Source organism: Flavilitoribacter nigricans DSM 23189 = NBRC 102662 (genome assembly GCF_002646595.1).
GTDB classification, from domain to species: domain Bacteria; phylum Bacteroidota; class Bacteroidia; order Chitinophagales; family Saprospiraceae; genus Flavilitoribacter; species Flavilitoribacter nigricans.
Window position 1 is genome coordinate 1 of record NZ_PDUD01000096.1, and the last position, 6,012, is coordinate 6,012.

Sequence of the window (6,012 nt, forward strand, 5' to 3'; positions counted from 1 at the left end):
GAAGTTGAACTGACGGCTACGGATAATTGCGACGGGGACATCACGGTCGGTCCGACCTCCGTGACTACGGAAGGGGCGTGCGCCAACGACTTCACGATCGTGCGTACCTGGACCTTTGTTGATATCTGCGGTAACACCTCCAGTGTATCCCAAACCATTACGGTCAAAGATGAGACAGCTCCGGTAGCACCCAATCCTCCGGCTAATGTGACTGTATCCTGTGCATCAGACGTACCGGCAGAAGTCGAACTGACGGCCACGGACAATTGCGACGGTGACATCACCGTTGGCCCGACATCCGTGACCACGGAAGGAGCCTGTGCCAACGACTTCGAGATCGTGCGCACGTGGACCTTTGTTGATATCTGCGGCAATACCTCTAGTGTTTCCCAAACCATTACGGTGAAAGACGAGATCGCTCCGGTAGCACCCAATCCACTGGCGGATGTAAGAGTTTCTTGTGCATCAGACGTTCCGGCGGAAGTGGAACTTACTGCCACGGATAATTGCGACGGCGATATTACGGTCGGCCCGACCTCCGTGACTACGGAAGGGGCGTGCGCCAACGACTTCACGATCGTGCGTACCTGGACCTTTGTTGATATCTGCGGTAACACCTCCAGTGTCTCACAAACCATTACGGTAAAAGATGAGACAGCTCCGGTAGCACCCAATCCTCCAGCGGATGTGACGGTTTCCTGCGCCTCGGATGTTCCGGCGGAAGTCGAATTAACGGCTACGGACAACTGCGACGGAGATATTACGGTCGGCCCGACTTCGGTAACTACGGAAGGCACGTGTGCCAACGACTTTACGATCGTCCGCACCTGGACCTTTGTCGATATCTGCGGTAACACTTCCAGTGTATCCCAAACCATTACGGTAAAAGATGAGACAGCTCCGGTAGCACCCAATCCTCCGGCCAACGTGACGGTATCCTGCGCCTCGGACGTTCCTGCGGAAGTTGAACTGACGGCTACGGACAATTGCGACGGTGACATTACCGTTGGTCCGACTTCGGTAACTACGGAAGGAACCTGCGCCAACGACTTCACGATCGTACGGACGTGGACCTTTGTTGATATCTGCGGCAATACCTCTAGTGTTTCCCAAACCATTACGGTCAAAGATGAGATTGCTCCCGTAGCGCCGAATCCTCCGGCAGATGTAAGAGTTTCTTGTGCATCAGATGTTCCGGCGGAAGTTGAACTGACGGCCACGGATAACTGCGACGGCGATATTACGGTTGGTCCGACTTCGGTGACTACGGAAGGAGCGTGTGCCAACGACTTCGAGATCGTACGGACGTGGACCTTTGTGGATATTTGCGGCAATACCTCCAGTGTTTCTCAAACCATTACGGTCAAAGATGAGATTGCTCCGGTAGCGCCTAATCCTCCGGCAGATGTAAGAGTTTCTTGTGCATCAGACGTACCGGCGGAAGTTGAACTGACGGCTACAGATAACTGCGACGGCGACATTACTGTTGGCCCGACTTCGGTGACGACGGAAGGAGCATGCGCCAACGACTTCACTATTGTGCGCACGTGGACCTTTGTTGATATTTGCGGTAACACTTCCAGTGTTTCTCAAACCATTACGGTAAAAGATGAAACAGCTCCGGTAGCGCCTAATCCTCCGGCAGATGTAAGAGTTTCTTGTGCATCAGATGTTCCGGCAGAAGTTGAACTGACGGCCACGGACAATTGCGACGGCGATATTACGGTTGGCCCGACCTCTGTAACTACGGAAGGAGTCTGTGCCAACGACTTCACGATCGTGCGCACGTGGACCTTTGTTGATATCTGCGGCAATACCTCTAGTGTCTCGCAGACCATCACGGTCAAAGATGAGACAGCACCGGCTGCACCGGAACCTCCGGCCAATGTAATGGTATCCTGTGCCTCGGACGTTCCTGCGGAAGTCGAACTGACGGCTACAGATAACTGCGACGGCGATATTACCGTTGGCCCGACTTCGGTAACTACGGAAGGAGCCTGCGCCAACGATTTTACGATCGTTCGCACGTGGACCTTTGTGGATATCTGCGGTAACACCTCCAGTGTCTCACAAACCATTACGGTAAAAGATGAGACAGCTCCGGTAGCACCCAATCCTCCAGCGGATGTGACGGTTTCCTGCGCCTCGGATGTTCCGGCGGAAGTCGAATTAACGGCTACGGACAATTGCGACGGTGATATTACCGTTGGCCCGACTTCGGTAACCACGGAAGGCGCGTGCGCCAACGACTTCACGATCGTCCGCACGTGGACCTTTGTCGATATCTGCGGCAACACCTCCAGTGTTTCCCAAACTATTACGGTGAAAGACGAGACGGCTCCGGTAGCACCAAATCCTCCGGCAGATGTAACAGTCTCCTGCGCCTCGGACGTTCCTGCAGAAGTTGAACTGACGGCCACGGATAATTGTGACGGTGATATCACCGTTGGCCCGACCTCCGTAACTACGGAAGGAGCCTGCGCCAACGACTTCACGATCGTACGCACGTGGACCTTTGTTGATATCTGCGGTAACACTTCCAGTATATCACAAACCATTACGGTCAAAGATGAGACAGCACCAGTCGCACCGGAACCTCCGGCTAATGTGACGGTATCCTGCGCCTCGGATGTTCCGGCGGAAGTTGAACTGACCGCTACAGATAATTGCGACGGTGATATTACGGTTGGTCCCACTTCGGTAACCACGGAAGGTGCGTGCGCCAATGACTTCACGATCGTTCGCACGTGGATCTTTGTGGATATTTGCGGTAACACTTCCAGTGTTTCTCAAACCATTACGGTCAAAGATGAGACGGCCCCGGCCGCCCCGGAACCTCCGGCAAATGTGACGGTTTCCTGCGCCTCGGATGTTCCTGCGGAAGTCGAATTAAAGGCTACGGACAATTGCGACGGCGATATTACGGTTGGTCCGACTTCGGTAACTACGGAAGGAGCCTGTGCCAACGACTTCACAATCGTACGGACGTGGACCTTTGTGGATATCTGCGGCAACACCTCCAGTGTTTCCCAAACTATTACAGTTAAAGACGAAACGGCTCCGGTAGCACCCAATCCTCCGGCCAATGTGACGGTTTCCTGTGCATCAGATGTTCCTGCGGAAGTGGAACTGACAGCTACAGATAATTGCGACGGTGATATCACCGTTGGCCCGACTTCAGTAACGACGGAAGGGGCTTGCGCTAACGACTTTACGATCGTGCGCACGTGGACCTTTGTGGATATTTGCGGCAATACCTCTAGTGTTTCCCAAACCATTACAGTCAAAGACGAGATTGCTCCGGTAGCACCCAATCCTCCGGCAGATGTAAGCGTTTCTTGTGCATCAGATGTACCGGCGGAAGTGGAACTGACGGCCACAGATAACTGCGACGGCGATATTACGGTTGGTCCGACTTCGGTAACGACGGAAGGCGCGTGCGCCAACGACTTTACGATCGTGCGCACGTGGACCTTTGTTGATATTTGCGGCAATACCTCTAGCGTCTCGCAAACCATTACGGTCAAAGATGAGATTGCTCCCGTAGCGCCGAATCCTCCGGGAGATGTAAGAGTTTCTTGTGCATCAGATGTTCCTGCAGAAGTTGAACTGACGGCTACGGATAACTGCGACGGCGATATTACGGTTGGTCCGACTTCGGTAACTACGGAAGGAGCTTGCGCCAACGACTTCACGATCGTCCGTACCTGGACCTTTGTGGATATCTGCGGCAATACCTCCAGTGTTTCCCAAACCATTACGGTTAAAGATGAAACCGCACCAACGACACCGGAACCTCCGGCGGACATTACCGTTTCCTGCGTAACGGAAATTCCGGAAGCAGGAGATCTAACGGCCTGGGATGAATGCAGTGGAGAGATCACGGTAAGCCCGCTGGAAGCTATCTCAGCTCCGGGAGCCTGCGCCAATGACCTGACCGTGATACGCACCTGGGTATTCGTTGATGAGTGCGGCAACAGTTCCGAAGTCAGCCAGACTATCACCGTTAAAGACGAAACACCTCCGGTATTAGGATTGCCGCTGGGCCTTAGTAACCTGGCCTGTGTGGATGACATTCCACCGGCAGAGGAGGTAATGGCCCTGGTGATCGAGAATGTGGTAGACGAATGCCTCAGTGGTATTCCGACGGTGGAAATGATTGATGATACCGGTGCACCACAATGTATTGGCGGCATTTTTGCCCGTACCTATTCCTTTGAGGTTTGTGACCCCTGTGGCAACTGTGCGACCTACCAGATGACCTACTCCGGTAATTGTGCCGAATTCTGTACCCTGACCCAGGGTGGCTGGGGTAATGCCGGTGGTAAATATCCCTGGCCGGATGAGGACGGCAAGGCCACTACTACGGAGATCATTACGGCTTTGATGGAATATTACGGCGATATCGTTATCGGCGATCCTCTGGTTAGAAGCCTGATCATCGAAGATCCGGAATGTGTATTGGCCCTCTTGCCGGGTGGCGGACCTTCCGGGGTATTGCCTGAAGGTAATAATGTGGCCAACGACCTGAATGATTGTGTACCGTTTAGTGCAATTCACCTGAACAAGCAGGGGCGTCTGCGGAACAATCTGGTAGCACAGACGATCGCACTCCAGCTCAACGTCTGGTACAGCTCCCTGGCCAAAGGAACCGATCTGGGTGGACTGAATGGCGGCGGTGCCTGCCTGCCGCTCAATTGGAGTAATCTGCCCGAAACGGTGGTTACCGTACAGGATCTGCTGGATTATACCAATCTGTACCTCAGCGGGCAGGGGCCATTGGATAAATCACTGGCTGCCTACCTGACGGAAGTCGTATCGGGGATCAACGAATACTTCGACGGATGTAGTCTGCCGGCAGTCTTCGAAGAAGGTGCTGTTGTCGGGGAGCCCGGAACGGGCGAACCGGAGGAAGAACCCGAAACGGAAGGAGAGACCTGTGTCACTTTCTGTGCTCCCGACCATATTGCCTGGGATTCCGGCGAATTTTACGCCTGGGGTGCTGGTCAGGCCTCTACCGCGGATATTGCCGCGGCCCTGATGGCCAAGTATGGTGATATTGTTCTGGGTGATCCGGGAGTTCGTTCCCTCACCATTAAGGATCCGGAATGTGTGATGACCCTCATGCCGGCCACCGGCGGTGCCACGGTATTGCCCGGCGGTGATGTGGTCGCCCGGTCGAGCGGGGGATGTATCGTCTACGAAAAGAAATTCCAGAATAAGAACGGAAGGTTGAAGAACGCACTGGCTACCCAAACGATAGTTCTGCAACTGAATATCTGGTACGTGCAGGAAGTTTACGGTGTCGGACTGGGAGATCAGCTCCTGGGCAGTGCGTGTCTGCCGGTCAGCAAAGAGCGCTTGTTACCGTCGATCTCCAGTGTACAGGATCTGCTCGATTACGCCAATGTCGTACTGAGTGGTCAGGTAGGTAGCGATTATACCAACTTGTACCTAACGGGACAGATCCCGGTCGATTACGATCTGCCGCTGGAGCTCGCAAATGCGATCACTGCGGTGAACGCCTATCTGAAGAGCTGCGGACAGGACACCGGAGGCACCTATCAGTCTAATGCCTTGACGGACCTGTCTGCCGACGAACAGGAGGGCTTGCACTGGGTTGCCCGTAGCATCAGCCTGCGTCCGAATCCGGCCCACGATCGGGTAGAGATCCGTTATAGCACCGAACTGGAAGGCAACGTACAATTGCGTATAACCGACCTGCGTGGCAGTCTGGTACATCAGGCCAGTCCCGCAGTACATAAAGGAATAAATTCCATTCGCCTTAACACGAGTGATTTCGGTTCTGGTCTGTTCATTGTAAGCATAATGCAGGATTCGGAATTGCTACAGCAGAAGTTAGTAATTGTTCGAAACTAAAATGCGAGGTTTGTTCACCGCAAAGGTGCTGTGTAAAAAACCAAGAGTTCTTTGAAAAAAAAATATTAGTTTAAAGCTACCAAAGGAGGTTACTCTAGTAGTAATCATCCCGTGTAGGCAGGACTAGTTTCC

The 6,012-nt window shown here is 53.5% G+C and carries 1 protein-coding gene; it reads left to right on the forward strand.

The genetic code is table 11. The annotated features are described in order from the left end of the window. Positions 1-5,880, forward strand: a 5,880-nt coding sequence (locus tag CRP01_RS41420) for an HYR-like domain-containing protein (RefSeq protein WP_099155993.1), incomplete at its 5' end; no start/stop codon positions are given. Positions 5,881-6,012 lie beyond the last annotated feature (132 nt).